Genomic DNA, 25,103 nt, shown 5'->3' with positions numbered 1-25,103 from the left:
GCGCTGTCCGGATCCCGGTCGGGATCGCACCGCAAACGCCCCGCTCTCCTAGAATCCGATCGATCACGGTCGGTGGTGCGGGCAGCCCGGCAGGGGCGGGAGGGACGGGATTGAGCGGGGAGGGAGCGGTGTTCGGGCCGCTGCTGCGGGAGTTGAGGCTGGCCGCGTCGCAGACGATCGAGGGTCTGGCGGAGGCGTCGGGCGTCAGTGTGCGGGGCATCGGCGACCTGGAGCGGGGGCGGCGGGCGGCTCCGCAGCGGCGTACGGTCGCGGCACTCGCGGACGGGTTGGGGCTGGACGAGGCGCTGCGGGAGCGGCTGCTCGCGGCCGCCCGGACGGGGCGCGCGCCGGGATACAGCCCGGTGGGCGTCCGGGCGTTCCCCCGCGGTGTGGACGACTTCGTGGGCCGCGAGGCGCAGTTGACGCGGCTCACGGAGCTGGCCGGGCGGCAGGACACGGCGCAGCCGGTGGTGGTGGCGGTGTCCGGGCCGCCGGGCGCGGGCAAGACGACGCTCGCGCTGCACGCCGCCCGTGCGCTCGCCGACCGGTTCCCCGACGGGCAGTTGGTGGTCGATCTGTGCGGCACCGACGAGGAGCCACCCGGCCCCGCGGAGCTGGTGCTCCGGGTGCTGAAGGCGCTCCGGGTGGCCGACCGGGAGCTCGCCCAGGCCGGTCCGCAGGGCCATCCGGCGTTGTACCGGCGGGTGCTGGCGGAGCGGCGCTGTCTGCTGGTCCTCGACGACGCGCGCGACGAGGCCCAGGTACGGCCGCTGCTGCCGGCCGCGGGCACGGCCATGGTGGTCGTGACGAGCCGGCGCATGCTGACCGGGCTGGACAGTGTGCACCGGATGCCGCTCGGGGAACTGAGCCCGGCGGAGGCCGCCGCGTTCCTCACCGCCCTGGTCGGCGCCGGGCGGGCGGCGGCCGATCCCGACGCCGTCGCCGATGTCGCCGGCCGCTGCGGACATCTGCCGCTGGCGCTGCGGGTGGCCGGCAACTGGCTGGCCACCCGCACCGGCTGGACGGTGCGCCGGCTCGCCGACCGGCTGGCCGCCGAGGACCGGCGCCTGGACGCGCTGTCCGCCGGGGACGTGCGGGTCGCCGCCGCCTTCGACCTGTCGTACCGTCAGCTCACGCCCACGGCCGCCCGGTTGTTCCGGCGGCTCGCGCTGCTGCCGGGCCCGGACACGGGGGCCGCCGGGGCAGCCCGGTTGACGGGTCAGGCGCTGTTCGACGCCGAGGACACCCTGGAGGAGCTGGTCGAGACCGGGCTGCTCGGGGCGTACGGGGAGCGGTACCGGCTGCACGACCTGCTGCGGTTGTACGCGCGGACCCGGCTGGCGGCGGAGGAGAGCGCCTCGGACGCCGTACGCGTGCGTGAGGCGCTGTACGACTGGCTGCTGGGGACCACGGTCGTGGCCGGGCGCTGGTTCGAGCCGGACCACGGGGCGCCGCCCGGCGACTTCGACGGGACGGTCGATCTGTCGAGCGCGGCGCGGGCCCGGGCCTGGTTGCAGGCCGAGGGCGCGAGCTGGCTGGCGGCCCTGCGCGCGGCGGCGGCCGGCGGGGCGCACCGGACCGTGGTGGAGGTGGCCGAGGCGCTGCACTGGTTCTCCGACCAGTGGATCTTCTGGGGGCACTGGCCGGAGGTCTTCGGCACGGCCGCCCGCAGCGCGCGCGAGCTGGGCGATCCGCTCCTGGAGGCGACGCATCTCAACTACCACGCGTGGGCGTTGCTCACCTGCGAGGGGCGCCCGCACGACAGCCTGGAGCGCTCCGTCGAGGCGCTGGGGGCCGCGCGGCGGGCCGGGGACGTACGCCAGGAGGCGTGGGCGCACATCTATCAGGGGCTGGCGTTCCGCCGGCTGGAGGACCACGTCCGGGCCGCCGGGCACATGCACCGCGCGGTCACGCTGTTCGAGGCCGCGGGCGATCTGCACGGGAGCCTCCAGGCCCGGCACGGACGCGCGCTGATCCTGATGGACTCGGGGCGGCCCGAGGAGGCCCTGGTGGTGTACGAGGAGACGCTGGCGTTCCTGGAGCGGGTCCAGGACCGGCTGGCGCCGCACATCGCCGAGTTCGGCCGGGGCGGCATGCACTCGGGCACGGGGTCCAGCCTCGCCCTGCTGGAGCGCTGGCCGGAGGCGGTCGAGCACCATCGTGCCGCCATGGCGATCTGGCGGAGCAGCGGCAACACGGCCATGGAGAGCCGTCAGCTCGTCCATCTGGGCCACGCCCTGGCGTCGGCCGGGCGGCGGGACGAGGCCCGGGAGGCTTTCGCGCGCTGTGTCTCCCTCGGCCCGGACGCCGACCCGCAGCGCGTGACGGCGGCCCGCGACGCCCTCGCCCGCCTCGACACGCCCTAGGGCGGCACCGGCGGGCGAGGTCCCCGCGCCGTGGCACCATCCTCGCCGCCGCCGCTCCCGCGTGTCTTGTCTCTCGGCGCACCGGACTGTTCCGTGCGCGCACCACCGCGGCGGGACGTTTCTGCCTGTTTCCTGCCTGGAGGCGGTCCCGGCCGGCTGCTTGGCTGGAGGCGGCGGGGAGACCGGGCCGCCGCCGCTGCGCGCTCTCCCGTGCCTCGTACGGCAGAAAGGGAGAACCGGGTGAGCCTGGTGTGGACGACGGACGCCGTTCCCGAGGGGGAGCGGCTGACGTACTGGCGCGACGCGCTGGGCAGGGCGCTGGTGCCGATGACCGTCACCCCGCGCGGGGACGGACCGTTCTCGGGCCGGATCTCCAGCGGACGGCTCGGCTGTCTGTGGATCTCCACCGTCGAGGCGGACGCGCAGCGCGCCAGCCGTACGCCCGCGCAGATCGCCCGCGCCGACGCGGACTGCGTGGCCGTCGGGGTGCAGACGGCGGGCACGGCCACGCTCCTCCAGGACGGCCGGCACGCGCGCGTGGGCGAAGGCGATCTCGTCGTGTACGACACGTCACGCCCGTACGCCCTGGACTATCCGGGGCGGTTCACGACGCGGGTGCTGCACATGCCCCGGCGCGCGCTCGGTCTGCCGGAGGAGGATCTGCGGCGGGTCACCGGCACCGCGCTCGCGGGCACGGAAGGCGCCGGTGCGCTGCTGGTGTCCTTCCTGACCGGACTCGCGGCGTCCCTGCCGACCTGTTCCCCGGCGGTCGCGACCCGGCTGGCGGCCAGTGTGGTGGACCTGTTCGGCACGCTGGTGGACGAGCGGACGGCCATCGACGCGCCCGTCCCCGCCGACCCGCACCATCCGCTCGTCGCCCGTGTCCGGGAGCACATCGACCGGCATCTCGCGGATCCCGGGCTGTCCCCGGCGAGCATCGCGGCGGCGCACCACATCTCCGTGCGCTATCTGCACCGGCTGTTCGAGGAGGAGGGCGTCACCGTGGCCCGGCTGATCCGCCGGTTGCGGCTGGAGCGGTGCGCCCGGGATCTGAGGCGGCGGGACTCGGGGGCGCCCACGGTGTCGGCGGTGGCCCAGCGCTGGGGTTTCGTCGACCCGGCCCACTTCAGCCGGGTGTTCCGGGCGGCCTACGGACGCTCCCCACGCGACTGGGCGCGCCACGGCGCGGTCGGCTGATCCCACGGAGCCGGGACCGGCCGCCCGGTCAGGGACGCCGGGCGGTCACTTCGCCGGACGGCTCGCCCGCCAGGCGCAGAGCACCGCCGCTCCGGCGAGGGCGACCGCGGCGGCGCCGATCGCGCGGCCGCCGCCGGCCCGGGTGCGCCAGGCGAGCACCGCGCCGGTCGACTGGGCGGACAGCACCGAGCCGGCGCTGAGCCAGGAGCCCACGGAGGCGACGGAGACGGCGGAGCCGACGGACCCCACGGACAGGAAGCCGCCGACGGAGCCGACGGACAGGGAGCTGCCCACGGAGCCGATGGAGAGGAACGAGTCGACCGAGCCGATCGACAGTGCCGAGTTCTTCGACCACAGCGAACGCCAGGAGCCGTCCGCGCCCGCCTTCTCCGTCACCGCTCTCGCCACCGCTCTCGTCATGATCCGATCATAGGGCGGCGGACGTCAGGAGGGCGGCCGGTCGCGGTAGGCGATGCGGGCGAGGTCGTGGACCTCGCCGAGGGTGCCCCATTCGTTGCGGCCCAGCCGGGACAGGGGCCGCAAGAGCCGTACGTCGGGGTGACCGTCCACGAGGACGTCCTCGCGTACGGCGGCGTGCACGACCTGGCCGAGGACCAGGGTGGAGTTGCCGATGCCGAGGGTGGAGTGCAGCCGGCACTCCAGCGCCACGGGCGAGGCGGCCACGCGGGGCGGCTTCACCCGTAGCGAGGGCTCCCGCTCGATGCCCACGGCGTCGAACTCGCCCTCGTCGGCGGGGAAGTCGGTGCCGGTGGCGTTGATCTGCGCGAGGAGCGGCTCGGGTGCGAAGTTGACGACGAACTCGCCCGTGGCCTCGACGTTGCGCAGGGAGTCCTTGCGGCCGACGGAGGTGAACTGGACGATCGGCGGGTCGGTGCAGGCGACGGTGAAGAAGGAGTGCGGGGCGAGGTTGGCGGTCGTGCCGTCGGCGGCGAGGGTGGACACCCAGGCGATCGGACGGGGGACTACGACGGCCGTGAGCAGCCGGTAGAAGGCTCCCGCGCCCAGGGACTCGGGATCGAGGTCAACGCGCATACCGGCCACCCTACGGCGCCGTCGTCGCCCTGCTTCCCGCAGGTCCTCCGAGGCCCGCCCGGGTCGTCCCAGGTCACCCCACCTCCCACAGGAACCGGTGGGTGTGGATGGCGAAGTAGGGGAAGGACTGGACGCCGCTGACGCCCTCGGTGGGCCGCACGGTGTCGTTGACGAAGTCGAGCAGGTCCTTCGCGGTGGGGCTGACCACCTCGGCGAACAGGTCGAAGCCGCCCGAGGTGAGCACCGAGTACACCACCTCGGGGTGGGCGGCCAGCGCGTCGGCGACCGGGCGCGGATCACCGTCGACGGTGATGCCGAGGAGCGCCATGGCCTGGCCGCCCATGGCCATCGGGTCGGTGACGCCGACGACCTGCACGGCACGGGAGTCCAGCAGGCGTTGCAGCCGCTGGCGGGCGGCGGAGGCGGACAGCCCGACCCGGGGGCCGAGGTCGGCGTACGCGATGCGTCCGTCGGTCTGGAGTTCGCGCAGGATGGCGCGGTCGATGTCGTCCATGTCCCTGGGCCTAGCCGGCCAGTTCGGCCAGGGCGGCGGCGAACAGGCCGGTGTGGGTGTCGACGTCCTGTTCGGTGGTGTCGGGGCACATCAGGGCCATGCTGTGGAACGGGGTGAGGAGGATGCCCCGGTTGGCGAGGTAGAGGTGCAGGAAGTCCTCCAGCTCGGTGTCGCCGGCCGCCGCGGCCTCGGTGCCGGTGCGGGGCGCGGGGTCGGTGAAGCGGTACTCGGTCCGGGCGCCGAGGCGGCTGACCGACCAGGGCAGTCCATGGGCCTCGATGCCCGCGCGGACGCCCGCCTCGAAGCGTTCGGACAGCTTGTGCATATGGGCGAACGCGTCGTCGGTCAGGACGTGTTCGAGGGTCGCGCGGGTCGCGGCGACGGAGAGCGCGTTGCCCGCGAGGGTGCCGCCGACCCCGCCCATGTCGACGAGGTCCAGGTCGGCGCGGCCCAGCAGCCGGTCGGCGAGGTCCGCGGAGAGGCCGTAGGCGCCGGCCGGGACACCGCCCGCGATGGCCTTGCCGATGGTCAGCACATCGGGCTCCAGGCCCCAGGCGGCGGTGCAGCCGCCCGGTCCGGCGGAGAAGGTGTGCGTCTCGTCGTTGATCAGCAGCGTGCCGTGCCGGCGCGTCAGTTCGCGCACGCCCTCCAGATAGCCGGGCTCGGGCAGGACGATGCCGATGTTGGTGAGCGCGGGTTCCATCAGTACGGCGGCCACGTCGCCGTGGGCGAGTTCGCGCTCCAGGTGGTCCAGGTCGTTGAACTCGGCGACCCGGCTGGTGAGGGTGACGTCGCAGGGGGCGCCGACGTTGCCGGGGCGGGGCGCGCCGTGGCCGTCGGGTCCGGTCACGATCAGGGACTCGTCGACGCTGCCGTGGTAGCAGTAGCTGTTGACCAGGATCTTCGGTCGGCCGGTGACGGCCCGGGCGAGGCGGATCGCCCAGCGGTTGGCGTCGGTGGCGGTGAGCGCGAAGCTCCAGCGGGTCACACCGAAGCGGCGGGTCAGCTCGGCGCCGACCCATTCGGCGTCCTCGGTGGGCAGCATCGCGGTCGCACCGCCGAGGGTGGCGAAGCGGTGCTGTACGGCGTCGGCGACGGCGGCCGGCGAGTGGCCCGCCATGGCGCCGGTGTCGCCGAGACAGAAGTCGATGTACTCGTGCCCGTCGATGTCCCGGACCCGGGCCCCCCGCGCGGACTCCAGGTACCGGGGGAAGGCGCCGGCCGTCTTGTTCATCCAGGTCATCGGCACCCGGCCGAAGAGATGGTCGGCACGGGCGTAGGCGTCCCGGGAACGGGGGTTGCGCCGCTCGGCGTCCGCGCTCTCGCGGGCCAGGAGATGACGGATTCGGGCACGGTCCATGGCACATCCCTGGTCGAATCGGGCGACTGGATGGGATGAATCTACGGTCGCCCGCGCGGCGACGGCAAGCGGCGACGCTCGATTCGATCGTGGCGACGCTCGAATCGAGCGTCGGCCCTCGGGGCCCGGGGCTGGTCTTCGCGGCGATCGTGAGCGATCATGAACGGTGGTGAACCGGTCATTGCGGATCGGCGCGAAGAGGCGAGAGACGAAGGTCACGAATACGTATCGGACATTTAACACTTCAATCTTCACACCAGTCACACATGTTGGTTAGGTTTGCGCCCAGGCCGCACGATCGACTCCGGCGAACGAACGCCGGGTCGGACGGCCCAACAGCCCGGCAGGGCATTGAGCTTGGGGCACCCCCTCCGTGGGGTCGCCCGGATCCGCGGGCCGGTACGGCCCGGCGGAGCACGGAAGGAGTACGTCTTCCATGGCGACGGACGTCGGCGAGCCGAGCCGGGCGGAGATCCAGCAGGCGGTCAACGCGCTGTACGACCGGGCCGAGAGCGACACCGGGAAGTACAACGTGACGCGTGCCCAGGCCGGCGGGCGCCGCTCCGGGGTCTCCCTGGCGCGCGGCGGACGCGGGTCCGACCCGTCGACCGACGCCATGACCCGGAAGTGGTTCGACGGGGCGCGCGGCAGCATCGGTCCCACCGTGGCCGCCGCCCTCCCGGCCGACCGGATGCCGGCCCGCCCCATCGGCGGCCCCGCCGCTCCCCGGGTGCCGAAGGAGCTGGAGGAGGCGTTCGAGAAGCGGTCGGCGCCGCTCGCCCTGGAATCGGGCCGACGGCTCGAACTCGAGGCACCCGCACGGCAGGTCCCCGAGCTCCCGGCACGGGCCGTGGCCGCGCTGCCGCCCGCCACGCAGCCGATGCCCACGGCGGCCCGGCCGGCCCCCGCGGCCCTGGAGCCCGCGGCGCCGCAGCAGTCCCCGCCTTCCCAGCCGTCGCCCGCGGCGACGATGGCGATGCCGATGGTGCCGCAGCAGATGGCGCCCCAGGCCATGGCGCCCCAGCCGATGACGCCTCAGACGATGGTGGGGCAGCAGCCGATGGCGCCGCAGGCGGGTGGGACGGCGCAGGCCATGGCCTCGCAGCCCATGGCGCCGCAAACCATGCCCCCTCAGCCCATGACCCCTCAGCCCATGGCGCCCCAGCCGATGGCTCAGCAGGCCATGGCGACTCAGGCCGCGCCCCCTCAGGCCGCTCCTCCTCAGGCCATGGCCGCCCAGCCTCTGGCGACCCAGCAGATGAGACCCCCGGCCACCCCCGTGGCGCGGCCCGGGGACACCGCGGCGCAGCAGGCGTACCGAGCCGAGGCCACGGCCGCGTGGGCGGGTCAGAACACGTCCTCGCAGGCCGTCCTGAGCTCCGACACGGGCCCGCAGCCGGTGGTGGGCGGCACGGACCAGATGCCCGAGGCCAAGATCATGACTCCGGGGGCCGCCAAGGCGGCGGCCCGGGGCGCCCGGCCCGCGCCCGCGTTCCAGAAGTCCGGATTCGGCGCGTCGAAGCCCCAGTTCAGCTTCCCGATGCCCGAAGTCGACCCCACGACCGGCACGTTCATCCTCCCGGACTTCGACGCTCCGGCCCCCGTGCCGGCCCCGGCGCCCGGCGCTCCCGCGCCGCAGGCCGGCCCGGGCACCGGTTCGTTCGCCTTCCCGATGCCGGACGGGGGCAACGCCACCCCGGCCCCGGGCACCCCGATGCCCCAACAGGGCCCGGGAACCGGCTCGTTCACCTTCCCCATGCCGGACTCCGCCCCGGCGCCCGTCCCGGCGCAGAACGGCCCCGCGAGCGGTTCGTTCAGTTTCCCCATGCCCGGCGCCGCCACCGCCACACCTGCCCCGGGCACCCCGATGCCCGCCGGCGGTGCTCCCGGCGCGGTCTTCCCGCCCTCCGAATTCGGTGTGGCGCAGCCGCCGTTCAGCTTCCCGTACCCCGAGGCGGTACCCTCCGCCGGTGCGCCGATGGCCCCGGCCGGCCCGATGACCGGCTCGTTCGCCTTCCCCATGCCCGACGCGGGAATGGGCACTCCCCCCGTCGGCACCCCGATGCCGCAGGCCGGTCCCGGGACTCCGCCGAACGGCACGCTCATGCCCGAAGCGGCCCCGGCCGCCCCCGCGCCCACCCCGGGCTTCCCCGCTCCCGAACTCGTGGGTGCCGCCGCCATGACCGGTTTCCCGGCTCCCGCGGCCACCATGGCGGGACCGATGCCGGGCATGCCGGGCATGACGGTCCCCGCTGCCGGCCCGGCCGCCGCGATGCCGGGCATGGCAGCCCCGGCCATGGCAGCCGCACCCATGCCCGCTCCCGCCCCCGTGCCCGCTCCCGCCCCCATGGCACCGCCGATGGACCCGCTCACCGACCCCGCCTTCGCGGCCACCGCTCCCACCCCGGCCTCGGCCCCCATGCCCGCAGCCGCCCCCATGCCGACCCCGGCGCCCATGCCCGCCCCCGCCGGCCCCACCTTCGCCGGCACCGGCACCGCCTACCTCGGCAAGGCCGACAAGGCGCTCGCCTTCGCTCGGGCGCAGATCGGGCGGCCCTGCCTTCCGGGCGCGACCGGACCGGAGTCGTACGACTGCTCCAGCCTCACCCAGGCCGCGTGGCGGGCCGCCGGAGTGACGCTGCCGCGGGTCGCGATCGACCAGGCGAAGGCCTTCACCCGGGTCGGTCTCGACGCACTCCGCCCCGGTGACCTCGTGTTCTTCCACGACGATCTCAGCCATGTCGGTCTGTGCACGGACGGCGGCATGATGATCCACGCCCCGGGCCCCGGCGCGACCATCCGCGAGGAGCCCATCATGGCCGTCGGCGAGGGCACGGTCCGGGGTGCCGTACGGCCCGCGTGACATGAGGTGACGGACCCCGGGTCCGCGCCGCCCCACCCGGGTCCCCCACCGGCACCGCGCGCTTGGCCGGAAGAAGGCCGTCGCGCGGCCGGTCGCCGCCGTCACACTGGCATGGCCGTGTGAGGGGAGGGGGTCCCGGTGGGGGACGTACCGGAGAGCGTGCGCAAGGTGGACCGGGGGCTCGGTCCGCCTGGCTGCCCGGTGAGCCGTGCGGCCGACGGGAGCTGGGTCGTGCACGGGTACCCGGCCGCCCGTGAGCTGCTGCGCGGCACGGACACCGTCCAGGCGGGTCTCGGGATCGAGACGGTGGAGAAACTGCCCCGGCGCATCCGTCGGCCCGTGCTCTACCAGGACGGGCCGGAGCACCGGGAGCAGCGGCGGCGGACCGCCCGGTTCTTCACGCCCCGGCGGGTGGACGAGCACTACCGCGCGCTCATGACCCGGGTGGCCGAGGAGCAGGTGGCGGCGCTGCGGGCGGCCGGTACCGCGCAGGTGTCCGACCTGAGCTTCACGATGGCGATCGAGGTGGTGCGGGAGATCATCGGGCTCACGCACAGCCGCCCGGGGCTGAAGCGGCGGCTGGAGCGGTTCTTCCCCGAGGAGTTCGGGCGGCCGGGGCTGACCAGCCTGCGCGGCCTGTACTGGACCGTGCGGGGGAACGCCAACTGGCTGGCGATCCATCTCGCCGACGTCCGCCCCGCGATCCGCGCGCACCGGCGCCGGGAGCGGGACGACCTGATCTCGCATCTGCTGGCCGAGGGCTGCTCGCAGGCCGAGATCCTCGGTGAGTGTCTGACGTACGCGGCGGCCGGCATGGTCACCACACGGGAGTTCATCTCTGTGGCCGCCTGGCATCTGTTCGGCGACCCGGGGCTGCTGGAGCGCTACCGGGCGGCGGCCGAGGCGGAGCGGCTGGCGCTGTTGCAGGAGATCCTGCGGCTGGAGCCGGTCGTCGGGCGGCTGGCCCGCCGGGCCACCGCGCCCCTGACGGTCGGCGGGACGCAGGTGGCGGCCGGTGAGCTGATCACGGTGCACGTGGACGAGGCCAACGCCGATCCCGCGGTGGCGGGCGACGGTCCGGGGCTGCTGCGCCCCGGCCGGGCGATGGGGCTGGGCGCGGGCGCGGCCGGGCTCGCCTTCGGGGACGGCGCCCACCGCTGTCCGGGTGCCTCCGTCGCCGTACTGGAGGCGGACGTCCTGCTCAGCCGTCTGTTCGCGCTCGACGGGCTGCGGATGACCGGCGTACCGCGGGTGTCGTTCAAGGACGAGATCGGCGGCTACGAGATCAGGAACCTGGCGGTGACCGTCCCGGCGTGACCTGCGGACGGCCGCGTCAGCGCAGCGCGGAGCCGGTGCGTCCCTGAGCCCTGCGGGCGTTGTTGTAGGCGCGCAGGAGGAGCTTGGAGACCGCGCAGGGCGACATGTCGACGTGGCACTGGCGGCAGGTGCGGGTGTGCTCCTCGTAGGCGGCTCGGGCCTGGTGCAGGGCGTCCTCAGGAGAGGGCATGGGGGGTCCTCCGAACGGGATGACGGGTGGTCGGGGGCGGACCTACTGGCGAGTAGGACCTACGTCGAAGGAAAGTGGACCATGTTACTCACGGTAGCGAAAAATGGGATTCCGGCCGTATCGGGAGCGGTCCCGGCTCACCTGGCGTGAACTGGTCACCGCGGACAAGGCACACGAGGCGAAAGGGCCGACTTGGCAGGCGAGGTGGCTGCCAAGGCGGCCTCGCGCCCGGGAGCACGGTCCTGGACGTCCGCAGGCGGTGATCAGCGTTCCGCGCGGGCGGCGAGGGAGAGCACCAGGGCCGCCGAGCCCGTGCCGAGGAGCGCGCCGGCGATGACGTCCCCCGGGTAGTGCACGCCGGTGTGGACCCGGGAGTAGCCGACCGCGCAGGCGAGCACGCCCAGCGGGACGGCGGCCGCCGGCAGCGCCGGGCCGACGGCGGCGGCGAACGCGACGGCCGAGGCGGTGTGCCCGGAGGGGAAGGACGCCGACGCCGGCATGGGCACATGACGGTCCGGGAACGGCGAGTCCTCGGCCCGGTGCGGCCGCCGGCGCCGTACCAGCCGCTTGCCGACCAGGTTCGCGGTCGCCGAGGCCACCCCGATGGCTGCCACGCCGAGGACGGCGGCGCGGCGCGAGCGGCCGCCGCCGAGGGCCAGTCCGGCGGCGACCGCGAAGGACAGCTTGGAGTGGTCGGCGGCCGCGGACAGCCGGCGCAGCGCGGTGTCGAGGGTGGGGGTGCGGGTGATGGTGACCGTCTCGTAGAGCGCCTGGTCCAGGGTGGCGAGGTCGTGGACCAGGTCCGGGGTGGTGAGCTTCGGCAGGCGGTCAGACATCGTAGGCATCCTTGATCGTCTTGGGGTCGTGATGGCCGAGGGCCAGACGCACGATGCGCCGCCAGTCGACCGTCGGCGGCGCGTAGGCGGCGCCGGGGCGGTGCCGGGGCACCCGGACCCTGAGCACGCTGGGCCGTACGGTGCACACCACCGGGGTGGGCAGTTCGAGCGCCTCGCCGTCGACGGCCACCGAGATGCGGTCCCGGTCGGCCTCGACGACCACGCGGTGGGGGGTGAGCGTGGTGATGCCGCTGGCCCGTTCGCCGAGCAGGGCGAGTTCGGCGGCCTGGGCGGCGCCCTCCACGCGGACGCCGATCACACCGAGCAGGCCGGCGTCCAGCCGGGGGCGGCGGCCGCCGCCGAACGGGTCGGCTCGGGCGTAGGCGTTGTTGCTGACCAGGAGGGCCTGCGGGGCGTGCAGCAGGGTGTCGTCGGCGCGGACGTCGAGGGTCGGTCCGGCGGCGCCCTGGAGCAGGTCGGGCAGGTGCTCCAGCGCGGTGGCGGTCTTGGCGTCGCGGTACTCGGGGTTCTGCACGATCTCCGCGTACGCCCCGAAGGAGACGGTGTTGACGAAGGCCCGCCCGTCGACGTCCCCGAGGTCCACCCGGAGTTCGACGCCGTGGGTGAGGGCGTCGAGGCTGAGCGCGGGGTCGGTGCGGTCCAGGCCGAGATCCATCGCGAAGTGGTTGCGGGTACCGGCCGCGATGACCATGAACGGCACGTCGTGCTCGGCGGCGACGGCCGCGACCAGCGCCTGGGTGCCGTCGCCGCCCGCGACGCCGAGCAGGTCCGCGCCCTCGGCGACGGCCTTGCGGGCCTCCGCGACCGGGTCGGTCCAGCCCTCGCCGGTGCCGAGCAGGACCACCTTGGCGCCCAGCGCCTCGGCGCGCGCCACGAGGCCGTACTTCTCGACCTTCCCCCCGCCCGACCGCACGTTCATGATCAGGACGGGCCGGCGGGGCGGCGGGACACGGCGGCCGTGGGTGCCCTTGGGGCGGCGCAGACTGCGCAGCGACTGACGGGCCGAGGCCAGGGCGGCTCCCCACAGGGCGAGGGCGCCCACCGCGACCACCCACAGTCCCGAGGTGGCGTACAGGACCAGCACGCCCACGGGCGCGAGCACGGCGAGCACCCCGCCCAGGAACCGGGCGCCGCCCCGGCGGGCGAGCATCCACCACACGCCGGCCCCGGCGACGGCGAGACCGGCGAGGCCGATGAGCAGGACGACCCAGCCCCCGGACCCGGCGCCGCCCGCCACGACCGCCGCGCAGCCGAGGACGAGGACCAGGGCGAGCCGGGCCCATCTGCGTGCGCGGGTGACGGCGTCCTTGCCCGCCATCCCCGCGGTCCACTTCGAAAGCGTCTCGTTCACCGTGCGCCCGCCATGCTCCGGGTCCCCTCGAGGTATCTGGACAGCAGTCGGTCAATTGTCCACGGCACAGCAACCCGGTGTGACCGCCGGGTCGTTGGAAGGCTCCAGTCGGCAGAAGCAGGACGCCCGGACGGGTACGTCGGCCAGCGCGGCCGCGAGCTTCAGCTGCTGGGCGACGATCCGGGCCTCGGCGTCCTTGCCCCGGCGGACCAGGCACTCGTGGAAGCCGTGCAGGGACCAGACGTTGCCCGGGTGCTGGGAGGGCCGCGGCAGGGTGTCGTCGAGCCCGAGATCGGCGCGGTAGACGGCCTCCGCCTCCGCGACCCGGCCCTGTTCCAGGAGCAGGGCGCCATAGGCGTGCCGGGTGGGCTGCATCCAGCCCCACGGCTCGTCGTACGGCAGACCGTCGTCGAGGGCGATCGACCGTTCGAGGGCGGCGAAGGCGAGGTCGTGGCGGCCCTTGCGGTACTCCAGCTCGCCGTCGAGCATCGCGTCGGCGATCGCGAGGATGTCCGCGCAGGTGTTGTTGAACAGCATGCGGGTCTCCTGGACCCGCCCGGCGGCCGTCCGGAACAGCTCACGTTCCGTCTCGGCCCGCGGCACCCGGCCGGTGGCGGAGAGGGCGACCCCGCGGGCGTAGTGCAGCAGCGCCGTGGTGAAGCTGTACAGCTCGGCGTCGGAGGGGAGGGGCAGGGCGAGGATGTCGTCCCAGCGGCCGAAGCGGATCAGGACGTGGAACCGCATGCCGAGGAAGGCCTCCAGCCAGTCGGCCATGGGCGGGCTCTCCACCCGCAGCAGGTCCTCCGGGATGGTGGCCTCCAGCCGCTCCACCGTCTCCAGGGCCGTCCCGCACTGGCCGAGGAACATCGCGCCGTAGATCTTGAAGTGGAGGTTGTGGCACCGGTACAGCGTGTAGAAGTTCATCGGGCCGGACCGGGCCAGGGCCTTCGCGTCGGCGGCGATCGCGGCGCTGTTGTCGGTGACGACCCGCCGGTAGTCGCCGCAGAGCACGTCCAGGTGCGAGGGCATGTGCTGGAGGTGCCCGGCGTCGGGCACCAGCCCGCGCAGCCGGTCGGCGACCCGCAGGGCGGCCTCGGGGGTGGGCGACATCTCCATGAGGTGGACGTAGAAGTGCAGCAGTCCGGGGTGCACGGCCGCCGCCGGATCGGCGAGCGCCCGGTCGAGCACCTCCTGGGCCTGCCGGGTGCGGGCGCCCTCGGCGGGGCGGCCGGTGCGCACGTCCCACAGCTGCCAGGGGGTCAGGTTCATCAGGGCGTCGGCGTAGAGGGCGGCGACGTCGAGATCGCCGGGGGCCAGCTCGTGGACGGCGCGCATGGCGTCGGCGTACGGCTCGTTCCACACCGTGCAGTCGGGGGCGGGCCGGGTCTGCGGATAGCGGGCGCGCAGGGCTCCGATCAGCGCCCGCTCCACGGGGGTCGCCCCGGCGGCCTTCTCGTGGGCCAGCTCCACGGCGGCGTGGGTGCGGGCCACGGTCCGCTCCAGGTCCCGGTCGTCGAAGAACTCCCAGGGCTTGTTGTAGTTGGGGCCGAGGGCGTAGGCGATGCCCCAGTACGCCATCGCGCAGTCGGGGTCGGCCCGGGTCGCCGCCTCGAAGCAGTCCACGGCCTCCTCGTGGTGGAAGGCGTACGACCACACCAGCCCGCGGTCGAACCACAGCTGGGCCTGAGGGGAGGAGGTCGTCACGGGCCGGCCGTGGCTGCCGAGGTCGTAGTAGTACTCCACGGATTCCATGGTGCTCCCATCGTCGCGCGGCGGCTCGAGCGACGTATACCGCGCGGGCCGGTGCCGGGGCGGTGGGTCGGCGGTGGGAGCACCCGTACGGGGTGAGGGGCCCGTCGGCGCTGCGACGGGCCCCTCTGCCGTGATCCGGTGTCTCAGACGTGATCCGGTGTCTCAGGCGGTGCGGCGGATGTTCCGGTAGAGCACCACGAACCCGGCGATCACCAGGAGGCCGCCGGCGGCCCCGGGCCACAGGTTGCCGCCGGTCTCGGCGAGGCTGCCCGAGACGGCCTGGGGCTCGGTGACGTTGCCGGTGTCGGCCGGGGGCTGGGCGCCGTTGTCGGCGGGCGCCTCGGTGGCGCTGTCGGCCGGGGCCGGCGTACCGGTGTCGTCGTCGCCCGTGTCCGCCGGGGCCTGGGCCTGGGCCGGGGCGGTCGCGGCGGTGCCGACCTCGCCGGCCGGCTTGCCGGCGGGGGCGGAGGTGGCCGCCTTGGGAGCGTCCGCGTCGGGCTTGGTGTCGTCGCGGGTGTCCGTGCCGGCCGCAGCGCCGCCGTTGCCGGAGTTCCCCTTCTGGGGCTCCGTGCCGGCGGGCTCGGTCGCCGGGGACTCGGGGGTCTGGGAGGCGGGGGCCTGGGACTGGGCCGGGGGCTGCTGCCCGTCGTCACCCGAGGTGCCGCCCGAGCCGCCGCCGTCCGCCCCGCCGTCGGAACCGCTGCCGGAGCCGTTGCCCCCGCCACCGCCGGAACCGCCGTCCGATCCGTTGCCGGCGCCGTTGTCCGCTCCGCCGCCGGAGCCGTTGCCGCCCGCGCCGTTGCCGCCGGACCCGTCGTCACCCGTCCCGGCGCCGCAGTTCCGGCTCTCGTTGATGCAGTCGACCATCTGCTTCATCAGGCCCTCGTCGAAGACGTTGATGAAGTCGCCGTGGTCCGTGACCGGCTTGTGGAGCTGCTCGGGGAAGGAGTCCACGGCGAACAGCGGCGTCGTACGGCCGCCGTCGGCGAGGCTCGGCGCGTCCACGTCGTAGACGATGCGCTGCACCAGCTGCGGGATGGCCTTGAAGCCGGTCGGGCAGGTGCCGTCCGGGGCGGCGAAGGCCACGTGGGTGCGGTGGTTGGCGCTGTCGATGTTGCTGCCGTCCCAGCAGCTCTGGAAACGGAAGGTGCGCACCACGTCGCTGCCCGACGGGCACAGCGGGTACTTGTCCTTCAGCTGACGCTCCTCGAAGCCGGTGCAGCTCCAGGAGGCGTTGGCGTTGCCCGGACCGTTGACGAAGGCCTTGGCGTCGCCGGTGATGATGCGCAGCAGCCGGGGCATCTCGGTGACCTTGGAGACCGGGTTGCCGACGAAGGTCAGCGTCACGTCCTTCGGGGTGACGATCTCGCCCGCGTTGCCCTCGACGCCGCCGCCGGGGCTCTTGGCGTCCTGCTCCTCGGTGCCGTTCTGGAGCCGCAGGACCGGCCAGTAGTACGTGGACCTGTCGCCCTGGTCCACACAGCTCGTCTCGGCGTTCGCCAGGTCCTCGTCGGAGGCGAAGGCGGTGTTGGACTGGTTGCCGATGTAGTCGTGGAAGTGGTGGGCGCCGTTGCTGACGCCGGGGGCCACGATGACGTTGTCCGAGTTGAACAGGCCGTTCTCGTTCACTCCGCAGCTGGTGACGAAGGTGCCGCGGGAGGGGCCGGAGCGGGGGTCGAGGTGGAGGGAGGCCGGGACGGTCCTGATGTCGACGTAGTCCCCGGCGACGGGACCGTTGCCCGCCTGGCCGCCGTTGCCCTGGCCGTTCTGACCGGGCTCCTGAGCCGAGCCCTGTCCCTGGCCTGCGTCCTGCCCCTGCGCCTGACCCTGCTGCTGTCCCTGCCCGCCTTGCTGCTTCTGCTCCTCGGTGATGCGCAGGGAGCAGGCGGCGAGCGCGTCCAGGCCGTCCGGGCGGTCGCCGTCGCGGTCGATGGCCTCCGCGATCCGGCCGATCGTCGCGCCGCGCTTCTCCTTCAGCGGGTTCATCACCGCGTTGTCGGCGAAGCCCTGGTCCTGCCGTACCGCCTGCGCCTGGTCCTGGAGTTGCTGGTAGGCGGCGGCTATCTGCTGGTCCAGGGCGGCGAGTTCACGGTCGACCTCGGAGCGGGCGCCGTCGGGGACGGTGGTGAGGCTGTTGCCGACGTCGGGACAGTCGATGGTGACCGAACCTCCGCCGGTCAGTTCCACCGTGTCGCCGTTGGAGGTGGCCGAGGCGTAGACGTTCACCGCCATCAGCCCGCCGCCGCCGAGGATCAGGGCGACGGCGGCGAGGGTCGCCCGCCGGCCGCCCGTCGGGCGTCTGCGTCTGTTCTGTACCAAGGAGTGCTCCTACGCGAATTCGTCGTCGGCGGCCTAAGCATGGAAATCCCCCGCCCCATACGCAGCAGGGCGCGAGAGTGTTCAACCGACGCGTGAATTCATAGCAAGATCTCAGGCGGAGCGCCTCGGCCGGCCCTCCGGGACCGCGGCGGACAGCGGCACCGGAGCCTTGAACAGCCGCCTGAGGTGGGCTCGTTCGTGGTACAGACCGAGCACGACGGCGGCGGCGACGGCTATCAGGTGCTCGCGGCCGGCCAGGTTGGGCTTGGCGATCGACTCGACGACCATCGAGCCGCCGGTGAGGAAGAACACCACGGGGGCGCGGCGCACCACCGAGAGATAGGTGAACAGGCCCACGACGGCGGCGGAGGGGCCGGTGTCGAGCACCTGGCCCGCCTCGGGCGGCAGTCCGATGCCCCACCGGCCGGGCCCCAGCGCGATCATCACCCGCACGGTGAGGGTGCCGGCCAGGGTGGCCGCGTAGGCGACGGCGAGGGTCCTGAGTCGGCCGAGGGCGAGTTCGGCCAGGGCGAAGGCGAGGAAGAGCTGGGTGATGCCGGCCCACACCGGCAGGTCGAGGGCGGGAACGTAGAGGGAGACGGGGGTGCGCAGCAGGGCCAGCCACAGCGGGAGGTCGCCCTGGACGCCGCCGAGGATCCGCACGACGGTGGCACCGGCCGGGTTCTGGGCGAGGGCATGGAAGAAGATCACGCCGCCGCAGGCCACGAACGCGAGCAGCAGCGCTCCGGGACCGCGCCGGCGGAGCTGGCGGAGGGGGTCGACGACGATGCCGTACACCTCGTCGCGCAGCGTGCGTCCGACGAACACGGCCGCGCGCAGCGGGAGGCTGCGGCGCGGCTTCCGCTCGCCGCCCCCGGCGCGGCCGGTGCGGCGTCCCTCCACCTCTGGACGCAGGATCACCAAGGGGTCCCCCAAGAAACTCGTCGCACGGACGTCCGTGTCCGGGCCGGTCGGAACAGCTCCCCCAGCGGTGCGCGGCGGGATCGGCGCACGTCACCGAAGGGGGACGCCACCGGCGGGTCGGCCGGTGTCGCTCCTGTGAAGACGCGATGAGGGCCTGCCAGGATCACTCCGCCATCGGTCGCGACTGCCCGCGTCCGCACGGTGACGGAATGTCACTCTCCGTCATCCGAAGGCCTTGCCCGGTGCCGGACCGCGCCCGGACGGCGCCGGCCGTATTTCGGTACGGGACCGCTGACCTCGCGCGTTACAGTGCACCGCCGCCATCGGGAGGAGACCGGGAAGTGCGTCACGGGGTGGGGAACGGACCGCAGGGGCTGACCCTGGCGGTCCTGCTGACGGCGCTGGTCGGCGGCTGTTCGACGGGGGACGGGGAACCCGCCCGGGCCGGCGTCGAGGTCGCGCGGCGCGGGGCGAGTGTGGGTGCGGCGGGGTCGGCCTGCGAGCTGCCGGTCACCTTCGACGTCGCCAAGTCCTGGAAGCCGAAGGCGGTCGATGCCGAGGCGGAACTGGCGGGCGTGAGCGAGGACCTGGCGGATCTGGCCGACGCGTTCCTGCGCCAGGGGCCGGTCACCATGGCCTGCGAGATAGACGCCAAGCCCGCGGGCAACATCGGCTTCCTCCGGGTGTGGACCGGCGAGCCGGGGGACGCCGGCGCGCGGGCCGTGCTGGAGGACTTCGTCGCCGCCGAGAAGGGAGCGGCGCGGGAGGAGTACCGCACCTTCGAGACGGGCGGGCTCTCCGCCACCGAGGTCGAGTACAGCACGCCCGGCAGCGGCGCGCTCCGGACGTCCCACGCCCTCGCCGTCGTCACCCCCGACGGCCCGGTCGTCCTGCACCTCGGCGGCCTGGACGACGAGGAACACGAGGAGATGCTCCCGGCGTACGAACTCGCGAAGACGACCCTGCACACCACGGCCTGACCCGGCCCGGCGAGCCTGCCTCGCCCCCGGACCGGAGGGCCCGGCGCCCTCCGGCCGGCGCGCCCCGCACCACGACCGCCATCCCTCGGCGGTCTCACGGCCTCGCCCCCGCCCCGTACGACAGCCTCGCCCCATCCGCGCCGCCCCGTCCCGCACGACAGCCGGGCACCGCCCGACGGGCCCGGCCCGCTCGACGGCCGCATGTCGCCCGGCTCGCGTCCGCCCCGTCGCGCGCCACGACCCGGCACCATCCAGTCCACAGCCCACACCACCCGGCCCGCCTCACCACCCACCCCACCGCACAGCCCGACACCACTCACCCCGCGCGGCGGGACGGCACCCGCCCGGTCGACAACGGCAGCCGCCCCCGCCCGGATGCACAGCACCGCAGGTGTGGCGCATTCTTGCTGTGTCGACCACGCGGCGGCGCACGGACGGGGTAGGGCCGATGACTGGGAGCGCCGGGGACGAGCGGAGGCCGTCCGGGCCGTCGCCCGCGCTGCTGACCGCGGCAGCGGTCGACGCGCTGCGGGCGGCGGACGGGCGTGCCGCAGGCGTGTACCTGCGCTCGCGCGCCCCCGGGATGCTGCGGCTCGGAGTGATCGCGGGGCTGCCCGGCCGGCTGTTCCGGCCCTGGTGGCGCGTGCATGTGGACCGGCCGTTCCCGGTGGTGGACGTCCAGCGGACGGGCGTACCGGTGGTGCTGGCGAACGCCACGGAGGCGATGCGGCGGTATCCGCAGCTCGCGGCGGGGCTGCCGTTCCAGTTCGGCTCGCTGTACCTCCCGGTCGCGGCCCGGGGCCGGGCGTTCGGCGTGCTGATCGTGCTGCGGGCGGCGGCCGCCGACGCGGCGGAGGTGCTGGCCGAGCAGGAGCGGCTGGCACGGGTGGCGGACCGTCTCGCGGCGGAACTGGTGCGGCTGGAGGCCGAGGGCGCGCCGGTCACCTGGGACGAGGCACCGGTGTGCGTACGGCCGCCCGCGGCGGGACCGGCGCCGGGGCGGGTCGGCCGGTTCTCGTGGGACCCGGCGTCCGACACCGTCCACGTCGACGACCGGGCGCGGGCGCTGTTCGGGCTGCCACCGGGGGACGTCCCCGGCACGCTGGAGGAGCTGGCCCAAGCCGTCGACCCGACCGACGCGCACCGCCTTCCCGACCTGCTCAAGGAGACGGCGCGGGGCAGCCCGCCGCCGTTGCCGCTGGAGGTGCGGACCACGGAGGGCGGGCTGCGGCTGCTGGAGCTGTGGGCGGCGGCCGAGGGGCCGTCGGGGTCCGTCACCGGCGTCCTGCTCGACCCGGGGGCCGGCGCCCTCGCCGACGGCGCGGCGGATCTGCTCCCGGAGGGCGTGTTCTGCGTCGACCGGCTGGGGCTGGTCGTGTACGCCAACGCCCGGGCCGCGCACTTCCTGGGCGTGGACCGCGAGGAGCTGGTCGGCCAGCCGCTGTGGGAGGCCGTGCCCTGGCTGAACCAGCCGGCCGGCGAGGAGCATCTGCGGGGCGCCCTGCTGTCGCCGGAGCCCGTGCACTTCCATGTACGGCGGCCCGCCGACGGCCCGCGGGTGTTCGAGGGCGACTGGCTGAGCATGTCCGTCTACCCCGGCCCCGACCTGCTGACCTGCACCGCCGTCCCGGCCACCCGTGTCCCGCCCGAAGCGGCCCCCGAACCGGTGGACGCCGAGGTCCCGGCACCGGACCCGGCCGCGCAGACGGCGCCGCTGTACCGGCCGATCGTGCTGGCGATCGCGCTGACCGAGGCGGTGACCGCCCGCCAGGTGTCCGAGGTGGTGATGCAGGAGCTGCTCCCCGCGTTCGGCGGCCGCCGGCTCGCGATCTACCTGCTCCAGGAGCGGCATCTGTACCTGGCGTGGGAGAGCGGCTTCCCCGACGGCTTCCTCTCGGCATTCGAGGGGGTGGGCCTGGACGCCCGGCTGCCCGGCGTGGAGACGCTGACCACGGGCCGTCCGCTGTTCTTCGACTCGATGCCACAGCTGGCGGCCGCCTATCCGGGCATCGACCTGGACGCCAGGGAGGGCGCCCGCGCCTTCCTCCCGCTGATCGCCTCGGGCCGCCCGGTCGGCTCCTGCATCCTCGGTTTCGACGGTCCGCGCAGCTTCAGCCAGGAGGAGCGCACCGTGCTGACCGCGCTCGCCGGGCTGATCGCCCACGCGATGGAGAAGGCCCAGCGCTACGACACGGAGGCGGCCCTCGCGCGCGGGCTCCAGCAGGCCCTGCTCCCCCGGCGGCTGTCGCAGCACGCGCGCGTGGAGACCGCGGGGCGCTATCTGCCGGGCACCGAGGGCATGGACGTGGGCGGCGACTGGTACGACGTGGTGGAGGCGGGCGACGGGCTCGCGCTGGTCATCGGGGACGTCCAGGGGCACGGGGTGCAGGCGGCGGCCACCATGGGGCAGTTGCGCAGCGCGGTGCGGGCGTTCGCGCTCAGCGACCATCCGCCGCAGGAGGTCATGTCCGGCACGAACCACCTCCTCATCGACCTCGACCCCGGCCAGTTCGCCAGTTGCTGCTATGTCCGGCTCGACCCGGCGACGGGCCGGGCGCGGGCGGCCCGGGCCGGCCATCTGCCGCCACTGCTGCGCGGGCCCGACGGCCGTACGACGGCGGTGGATCTGCCGGGCGGGGTGGTGCTGGGGGTCGACCCGCGCGCACGGTATCCGGTGACGGAGCTGCGGCTGGAGCCCGGCGCGATCCTGGCGCTGTACACGGACGGGCTGGTGGAGCGGCCCGGGCGCGACATCGACGAGGGCATCGCGGCCCTGCGCGCGGCGCTCGCGGAGTCGGGCGACGGGGCGGGGGGTTCCCTGGGGGAGGTCGCCGACCGGCTGACCGCCTCGGCCCGGCGGGCGGTGGACCGGGCGGACGACATCGCGCTACTGCTCGCCACCCTCCCGACGCACCCGCGTACGCCCCACCCGCCCACGGATCACCCATCTCCGGACCGCTCGTCGCCAGGCCACCCGCCTGCGGACCACACATCTCCGAACCACCCGTCTCCAGACCACCCGCCTGCGGGCCACCCGTCGCCAGGCCACCCGCCTGCGGACCACCCGTCTCCAGACCACCCGCCTGCGGACCACACATCTCCGAACCACCCGCCTCCGAACCACCCGCCTCCGGACCGCTCGTCTCCAGACCACCCACCTCTGGACCACCCACCCCCAGGCCACCCGTCTCCGGGCCACCCGTCTCCGGACCACCCGCCTCCGGACCATCTCGAAGATCACGCAGGGAGAGCGTGAGCGACCCGTCCTGTGACCCTGTGTGACGCCTCTCGCCTCATGGGGCCGGGCAGTGTAGGAATGGCACATGGCACGTGTCCTGGGGCGCCCGAGTGCCCGGCCGGCCCGTCGTCCCCGGGGCCCGGGAGTTCGGCGTGCGCCGGAGTCCGCGCTGGGTGGGCGCAGTCTCGCGGCGCAGGTGTTCGTGCTGCAGGTGGCGATCGTGCTGCTGCTGGTCGTGGCGGCCGTCGTCGCACTGCTGCTCCAGGTGCGCCACGACACCACCCAGGAGGCCCGCAACCGCTCGCTCGCCGTCGCGCAGACCTTCGCCAACTCCCCGGGCATCGTCGAGGCGTTGCGCAGCCCGGACCCGACGGCGGTGCTCCAGCCGTCGGCCGAGGCCGCCCGCAAGGCAGCCGACATGGACTTCATCGTCGTGATGAACACCGACGGCATCCGCTACACCCATCCCAAACCGGACCGCATCGGCAAGAAGTTCGTCGGGAACATCCAGCCCGCGCTGGACGGCGGCACCGTCGTCGAGGAGGTCGACGGCACCATCGGCCGGCTGGTGCAGGCCGTCGTCCCGGTGAAGGCTCCCGACGGGACGGTCGTGGGTCTGGTGTCGTCGGGCATCACCACCCGGCATGTCGGCGGCAACGCCGACCGTCAGCTGCCGCTCGTCCTCGGCAGCGCCGCCGTGGCGCTCGCCCTGGCCACCGCGAGCACCGCGCTGGTCAGCCGCCGGCTGCTGCGGCAGACCCATGGTCTCGGGCCGCGCGAGATGACCCGGATGTACGAGCACCACGACGCGGTGCTGCACGCCGTGCGCGAAGGGGTGATCATCGTCGGCGGGGACGGCGAGCTGCTGCTCGCCAACGACGAGGCGCACCGGCTGCTCGACCTGCCGCCGGACGCCGAGCGCCGTCAGGTCCTGGACCTGGGCCTGGACCCCGGCACCGCCGAGCTGCTGGCGTCGGGACGGATCGTCACGGACGAGGTGCATCTGGTCGGCGACCGGCTGCTGGCGATCAACCAGCGGCCCACCGATCTGGCGGGCGGCCCGGAGGGCAGCGTGGCCACGCTGCGTGACTCCACGGAGCTGCGGGCCCTGTCGGGGCGGGCGGAGGCGGCCCGGGAGCGCCTGGACCTGCTGTACGCGGCCGGGGTGGGCATCGGCACGAGCCTGGACGTCACCAGGACGGCGGAGGAGCTGACCGAGCTGGCGGTGCCGCGGTTCGCGGACTTCGTCACCGTCGACCTGTTCGACGCGGTGCTGGCCGGTGAGGAGCCGGAGGCGCGGGGCGCGCTGCGGCGCACGGCGATGAGCGGGGTCCGCAAGGGCTCGCCGCTGTACGCGGTGGGCGAGCGGATCCGGTTCGTGGACTCGGCGCCGCAGGCCCGGGCCCTGGCGGACGAACGGGCCGTGCTGGAGGCACGCCTCGCGGAGGCGCCGGGCTGGCGGGCGCAGGATCTGGAGCGGACCGAGCAGATCGTGGAGTTCGGCATCCACTCGCTGATCACCGTGCCGGTGCGGGCGGGCGCGCTGGTGCTGGGCGTGGTGAGCTTCCTGCGGTCGGAGCGGCCCGAGCCGTTCGACCCGGAGGAGGTGGCGCTGGCGGAGGAGCTGGTGGCGCGGGCGGCGGTCTCCATCGACAACGCGCGCCGCTTCACCCGTGAGCACGGCATGGCGGTCACCCTCCAGCGCAGTCTGCTGCCCCGCACCCTGCCCGAGCAGAACGCGCTGGACATCGCCTACCGCTATCTGCCGGCCCAGGCCGGGGTGGGCGGCGACTGGTTCGACGTACTGCCGTTGTCCGGGGCGCGGGTGGCGCTGGTCGTCGGGGACGTGGTGGGGCACGGGCTGCACGCGGCGGCCACGATGGGGCGGCTGCGCACGGCCGTGCACAACTTCTCCGCGCTGGACCTGCCGCCGGAGGAGCTGCTCGGGCTGCTGGACGAGCTGGTGACCCGGATCGACCAGGACGAGGCGGCGGACGGCGCCCATGGTCCGGTGTCCGGGGCGACCTGTCTGTACGCGATCTACGACCCGGTGTCGCGGCGGTGCATCGTGGCACGGGCCGGGCATCCGCCGCCGGCGCTGGTCCACCCCGACGGCCGGGTGGAGTACCCCGAGGTGCCGGCCGGGCTGCCGCTGGGCCTGGGCGGGCTGCCGTTCGAGACGGCCGAGCTGGAGCTGGCCGAGGGCAGCCGGCTGGTGCTGTACACGGACGGGCTGGTGGAGGACCGGCAGCGGGACATCGACACCGGTCTGGAGCTGCTGCGCACGGCGCTGGAGCGCACCGCCGACGGCACGCCGGAGGAGGCCTGCCGCGGTGTCCTGGACGAGCTGCTGCCGGCCCGTCCGAACGACGACATCGCGCTGATCGTGGCGCGCACCCGGGGGCTCGGCGCGGACCGGGTGGCCGAGTGGGACGTACCGGTGGATCCGGCCGCGGTGGGCGAGGTGCGGTCGGCGGTCGTGCGGCAGCTGGCCGGGTGGGACCTGGAGGAGCTGTCGTTCACGACGGAGCTGATCCTGAGCGAGCTGGTCACCAACGCGATCCGCTACGGCATCGCGCCGGTCCGGGTCCGGCTGCTGCGCGACCGCACGCTGATCTGCGAGGTGTCCGACGCCAGCAGCACCTCGCCGCATCTGCGGTACGCGGCGATGACCGACGAGGGCGGCCGCGGGCTGTTCCTGGTGGCGCAGCTCACCGACCGCTGGGGCACCCGGTACACCCCCACGGGCAAGGTCATCTGGGCGGAACAGCCGCTGCCGTGAGCGGGGTTGCCGCGAGCACTGACTCATAAATGACGTTTAT

General features: G+C 74.5%; 17 protein-coding genes. 7 read left to right on the top strand and 10 right to left on the bottom strand.

Features of this window, described 5'->3' with window-relative positions; all coding sequences use genetic code 11:
• Nucleotides 1-110: 110 nt before the first annotated feature.
• Nucleotides 111-2,366, top strand: a complete 2,256-nt coding sequence (locus ACYQ8Q_RS41300; protein ID WP_460072109.1) for an ATP-binding protein — start codon at nt 111-113, stop codon at nt 2,364-2,366.
• Between the two features lie 240 nt (nt 2,367-2,606).
• Complete coding sequence (locus tag ACYQ8Q_RS41295; RefSeq protein ID WP_460072108.1) at nt 2,607-3,563, top strand: AraC-like ligand-binding domain-containing protein; 957 nt, start codon at nt 2,607-2,609, stop codon at nt 3,561-3,563.
• Nucleotides 3,564-3,608: 45 nt separating this feature from the next.
• On the opposite strand, the gene ACYQ8Q_RS41290 is transcribed toward ACYQ8Q_RS41295, so the two are convergent.
• The 4 genes from ACYQ8Q_RS41290 to ACYQ8Q_RS41275 form a co-directional block, all read right to left on the bottom strand.
• Nucleotides 3,609-3,983: a hypothetical protein gene (locus ACYQ8Q_RS41290; protein WP_460072106.1), complete on the bottom strand. Its 375-nt coding sequence runs from the start codon at nt 3,981-3,983 to the stop codon at nt 3,609-3,611.
• A gap of 24 nt (nt 3,984-4,007) precedes the next feature.
• A complete protein-coding gene (locus ACYQ8Q_RS41285; RefSeq protein WP_460072104.1) occupies nt 4,008-4,616 on the bottom strand; it encodes a flavin reductase family protein in 609 nt (202 codons plus the stop codon).
• 73 nt (nt 4,617-4,689) lie between these two features.
• Nucleotides 4,690-5,130 carry an Lrp/AsnC family transcriptional regulator gene (locus tag ACYQ8Q_RS41280; protein WP_460072102.1) on the bottom strand — a complete coding sequence of 147 codons (441 nt, stop codon included), beginning with the start codon at nt 5,128-5,130 and terminating at the stop codon, nt 4,690-4,692.
• 10 nt (nt 5,131-5,140) lie between these two features.
• The gene (locus ACYQ8Q_RS41275) at nt 5,141-6,490 is read right to left on the bottom strand and encodes a transaminase (protein ID WP_460072101.1); all 1,350 of its coding nucleotides are present in this window, start codon (nt 6,488-6,490) and stop codon (nt 5,141-5,143) included.
• A 436-nt stretch (nt 6,491-6,926) separates the two neighbouring features.
• Here ACYQ8Q_RS41275 and ACYQ8Q_RS41270 point away from each other — a divergent pair, with 436 nt between their 5' ends.
• Nucleotides 6,927-9,353 carry a C40 family peptidase gene (locus tag ACYQ8Q_RS41270; protein WP_460072100.1) on the top strand — a complete coding sequence of 809 codons (2,427 nt, stop codon included), beginning with the start codon at nt 6,927-6,929 and terminating at the stop codon, nt 9,351-9,353.
• Between the two features lie 138 nt (nt 9,354-9,491).
• Nucleotides 9,492-10,670: a cytochrome P450 gene (locus ACYQ8Q_RS41265; protein ID WP_460072098.1), complete on the top strand. Its 1,179-nt coding sequence runs from the start codon at nt 9,492-9,494 to the stop codon at nt 10,668-10,670.
• 16 nt (nt 10,671-10,686) lie between these two features.
• Here ACYQ8Q_RS41265 and ACYQ8Q_RS41260 read toward each other — a convergent pair whose 3' ends face one another.
• The 6 genes from ACYQ8Q_RS41260 to ACYQ8Q_RS41235 all read right to left on the bottom strand — a co-directional run bounded on the left by ACYQ8Q_RS41260 (nt 10,687) and on the right by ACYQ8Q_RS41235 (nt 18,060).
• On the bottom strand, nt 10,687-10,860 hold the full coding sequence (locus ACYQ8Q_RS41260) for a hypothetical protein (protein ID WP_460072096.1): 174 nt from the start codon (nt 10,858-10,860) through the stop codon (nt 10,687-10,689).
• 263 nt (nt 10,861-11,123) lie between these two features.
• Nucleotides 11,124-11,696, bottom strand: coding sequence for a phosphatase PAP2 family protein (locus tag ACYQ8Q_RS41255; RefSeq protein ID WP_460072095.1), 573 nt, complete (start codon nt 11,694-11,696; stop codon nt 11,124-11,126).
• Nucleotides 11,689-13,035, bottom strand: a complete 1,347-nt coding sequence (locus ACYQ8Q_RS41250) for a diacylglycerol/lipid kinase family protein (RefSeq protein WP_460073706.1) — start codon at nt 13,033-13,035, stop codon at nt 11,689-11,691. Before ACYQ8Q_RS41250 ends, ACYQ8Q_RS41255 begins: the two co-directional genes overlap by 8 nt.
• A gap of 84 nt (nt 13,036-13,119) precedes the next feature.
• On the bottom strand, nt 13,120-14,820 hold the full coding sequence (locus ACYQ8Q_RS41245; protein ID WP_460072094.1) for a hypothetical protein: 1,701 nt from the start codon (nt 14,818-14,820) through the stop codon (nt 13,120-13,122).
• A 162-nt stretch (nt 14,821-14,982) separates the two neighbouring features.
• Nucleotides 14,983-17,052 carry a DUF1996 domain-containing protein gene (locus tag ACYQ8Q_RS41240; protein ID WP_460073704.1) on the bottom strand — a complete coding sequence of 690 codons (2,070 nt, stop codon included), beginning with the start codon at nt 17,050-17,052 and terminating at the stop codon, nt 14,983-14,985.
• A gap of 198 nt (nt 17,053-17,250) precedes the next feature.
• Entirely contained in the window at nt 17,251-18,060 is an 810-nt protein-coding gene (locus ACYQ8Q_RS41235; protein ID WP_460072093.1) for a hypothetical protein, read from the bottom strand.
• 344 nt (nt 18,061-18,404) lie between these two features.
• Here ACYQ8Q_RS41235 and ACYQ8Q_RS41230 point away from each other — a divergent pair, with 344 nt between their 5' ends.
• The 3 genes from ACYQ8Q_RS41230 to ACYQ8Q_RS41220 all read left to right on the top strand — a co-directional run bounded on the left by ACYQ8Q_RS41230 (nt 18,405) and on the right by ACYQ8Q_RS41220 (nt 25,063).
• Nucleotides 18,405-19,043 (top strand): lipoprotein, encoded by a 639-nt coding sequence (locus ACYQ8Q_RS41230; RefSeq protein WP_460072092.1) that lies wholly within the window; start codon nt 18,405-18,407, stop codon nt 19,041-19,043.
• 448 nt (nt 19,044-19,491) lie between these two features.
• Entirely contained in the window at nt 19,492-22,299 is a 2,808-nt protein-coding gene (locus ACYQ8Q_RS41225; RefSeq protein ID WP_460072090.1) for a SpoIIE family protein phosphatase, read from the top strand.
• A gap of 67 nt (nt 22,300-22,366) precedes the next feature.
• Nucleotides 22,367-25,063, top strand: coding sequence for a SpoIIE family protein phosphatase (locus ACYQ8Q_RS41220; protein WP_460072089.1), 2,697 nt, complete (start codon nt 22,367-22,369; stop codon nt 25,061-25,063).
• The last annotated feature ends 40 nt before the right edge of the window (nt 25,064-25,103 follow it).

This window comes from Streptomyces sp. YKOK-I1, assembly GCF_054660435.1.
Note: the sequence above shows the minus strand (reverse complement) of the source record. Positions and strands in the feature narration are given on the sequence as shown.

What these genes read in the sequence shown, in the direction of transcription:
- ACYQ8Q_RS41290 (WP_460072106.1), bottom strand. Translation starts at nt 3,983, where the DNA reads ATGACGAGAGCGGTGGCGAGAGCGGTGACGGAGAAGGCGGGCGCGGAC.
- ACYQ8Q_RS41225 (WP_460072090.1), top strand. Translation starts at nt 19,492, where the DNA reads ATGACTGGGAGCGCCGGGGACGAGCGGAGGCCGTCCGGGCCGTCGCCC.
- ACYQ8Q_RS41270 (WP_460072100.1), top strand. Translation starts at nt 6,927, where the DNA reads ATGGCGACGGACGTCGGCGAGCCGAGCCGGGCGGAGATCCAGCAGGCG.
- ACYQ8Q_RS41285 (WP_460072104.1), bottom strand. Translation starts at nt 4,616, where the DNA reads ATGCGCGTTGACCTCGATCCCGAGTCCCTGGGCGCGGGAGCCTTCTAC.
- ACYQ8Q_RS41260 (WP_460072096.1), bottom strand. Translation starts at nt 10,860, where the DNA reads ATGCCCTCTCCTGAGGACGCCCTGCACCAGGCCCGAGCCGCCTACGAG.
- ACYQ8Q_RS41220 (WP_460072089.1), top strand. Translation starts at nt 22,367, where the DNA reads ATGGCACGTGTCCTGGGGCGCCCGAGTGCCCGGCCGGCCCGTCGTCCC.
- ACYQ8Q_RS41280 (WP_460072102.1), bottom strand. Translation starts at nt 5,130, where the DNA reads ATGGACGACATCGACCGCGCCATCCTGCGCGAACTCCAGACCGACGGA.
- ACYQ8Q_RS41250 (WP_460073706.1), bottom strand. Translation starts at nt 13,035, where the DNA reads ATGGCGGGCAAGGACGCCGTCACCCGCGCACGCAGATGGGCCCGGCTC.
- ACYQ8Q_RS41255 (WP_460072095.1), bottom strand. Translation starts at nt 11,696, where the DNA reads ATGTCTGACCGCCTGCCGAAGCTCACCACCCCGGACCTGGTCCACGAC.
- ACYQ8Q_RS41245 (WP_460072094.1), bottom strand. Translation starts at nt 14,820, where the DNA reads ATGGAATCCGTGGAGTACTACTACGACCTCGGCAGCCACGGCCGGCCC.
- ACYQ8Q_RS41240 (WP_460073704.1), bottom strand. Translation starts at nt 17,052, where the DNA reads ATGGCGGTGAACGTCTACGCCTCGGCCACCTCCAACGGCGACACGGTG.
- ACYQ8Q_RS41275 (WP_460072101.1), bottom strand. Translation starts at nt 6,490, where the DNA reads ATGGACCGTGCCCGAATCCGTCATCTCCTGGCCCGCGAGAGCGCGGAC.